Raw genomic sequence first — 1661 nt, forward strand, 5'->3', positions numbered from 1 at the left:
GGCCGCCGCGGCGGCGTTCGTCCTGGTGAGCCAGCGGCCGGACGGGGTGCGCAGTCCGCCGTCGCCCTGCCAGGCGGCCAGGTCGCGGATCTCGTCGCCGATGCCGAGGACGTCCAGGGCGCGCAGGGCGTTCGGGGAGAGCGAGATGGCCGCGCCGACCGGTTCCAGGGAGGGGGAGCGCTCCAGCACGGTGACCTGCCGGCCGGTCCGGTGCAGGGCCGCGGCCGCGGCGAGTCCTGCGATGCCGCCGCCGATGACGACGGCGTGTGACTGCTGGGACATGGCTCCTCCTGCACGACGGGATCCCCTCGGCACTACACCTGTAGTGAAGCGCTGGCCCGACTGTACTACGGCTGTAGTGCGTCGTGCCACGGTGCGGTCCACCGGTAGGTTGATCCCCATGTCCGCACGTCCCGCGAGCGCCTCGCGCGCAGATCTCGTCGCCGACACCGCCCTGGACCTGCTCGCCGAACGCGGGATGCGCGGCCTGACCCACCGGGCGGTCGACGAGGCGGCCGGGCTGCCGCAGGGATCGACGTCGAACGTCGCCCGCACCCGCCAGGCCCTGCTGGAGCTGGCGGTACGGCGGCTGGCCGAGCGGGAGGCGCGCCTGCTGGCGCCGCACGAGATGCCGGTCCCGCGCACCGGCGACCCCGACGCGCTGGCGGACGCGCTGGCACTGGCCGTGCACCGCACGCTGACCGGCAACCGCACCCTGACCCTCGCCCGCTACGAACTGGCCCTGGAGGCCACCCGCCGCCCGGAGCTGCGGGCCTACTTCGACGCGGCGGGCGCCCGCTTCCGCGACCCGCTCCGCGCCCTGGTCACGGCGATGGGTTCCCCCGATCCGGAGCGGCATGTGCTGTCCCTGATCGCCTGGGCGGACGGGCTGATGTACTCCTGCGTGGCGGGCTCCTTCCACGCGCGCGTGCCGGAGCTCGAGGAGGTGCGGGCGAGTCTGCGGGAGCTGCTGCGGGGCATGTTCGGCACCGGAAAACCCCTGGCCCGCCGGACGGACGACGGGCCAAGATCAGGGACATGACGACCGAACGGAAAGATCCTCCCCTGAGCGCCGATGAGCGCACCATGCTGGAGAGCTGGCTGGAGTACCACCGGCAGACGCTGGCGTGGAAGTGCCAGGGACTGACCGACGAGCAGCTGCGGACCGCGTCCGTGGAGCCGTCCGAGCTGTCCCTGATGGGACTGGTGCGGCACATGTCCGACGTGGAACGGCACTGGTTCCGCCGGGTGCTCGTGGGAGACGACTCCGGGCCGATCTACTGGGGCGAACAGGACCCGGACGGCGACTTCCACGTCACCGGGGACGACACCTGGGCGGAGGCGTACGCCACCTGGCAGGCCGAGATCGACATCGCCCGCCGCAATGCCGCCGGCCTCGGCCTGGACCACCTGTCGAAGGGCAGGGACAAGTCCACCGGCGAGCCGTTCAGCCTGCGGTGGATCTACATCCACATGATCGAGGAGTACGCCCGGCACAACGGCCACGCCGATCTGATCCGCGAGCGCATCGACGGGACGACCGGGGAGTGAGACCGGCCGCCGGTGCCGGCCGCGGGCTGCGTCCGCACTCCCGCAGGCCCGGGATCACCCGTCCGTGGCCTCCTTCCGCCGTCCGCGGTGCACCGGCGGCCGGTCTCACT

3 protein-coding genes are annotated in these 1661 nt (G+C 72.9%); 2 read left to right on the top strand and 1 reads right to left on the bottom strand.

The window, feature by feature from the left end:
• A partial coding sequence (locus CCN35_RS26985; protein WP_425444333.1) for an FAD-dependent oxidoreductase occupies positions 1-315 on the bottom strand: 315 nt, incomplete at its 3' end.
• 85 nt (positions 316-400) lie between these two features.
• Between CCN35_RS26985 and CCN35_RS26990 the strand changes: the two genes are divergently transcribed.
• Together CCN35_RS26990 and CCN35_RS26995 are read left to right on the top strand one after the other, a co-directional pair.
• Entirely contained in the window at positions 401-1042 is a 642-nt protein-coding gene (locus tag CCN35_RS26990) for a TetR/AcrR family transcriptional regulator (protein ID WP_067392483.1), read from the top strand.
• The gene (locus CCN35_RS26995) at positions 1039-1551 is read left to right on the top strand and encodes a DinB family protein (protein WP_067392486.1); all 513 of its coding nucleotides are present in this window, start codon (positions 1039-1041) and stop codon (positions 1549-1551) included. The genes CCN35_RS26990 and CCN35_RS26995 overlap by 4 nt, the downstream gene beginning before the upstream one ends.
• The last annotated feature ends 110 nt before the right edge of the window (positions 1552-1661 follow it).

The sequence above is a fragment of the Streptomyces thermovulgaris genome (assembly GCF_002155915.1).
In the GTDB taxonomy this organism is placed as follows: Bacteria; Actinomycetota; Actinomycetes; order Streptomycetales; family Streptomycetaceae; genus Streptomyces; species Streptomyces thermovulgaris.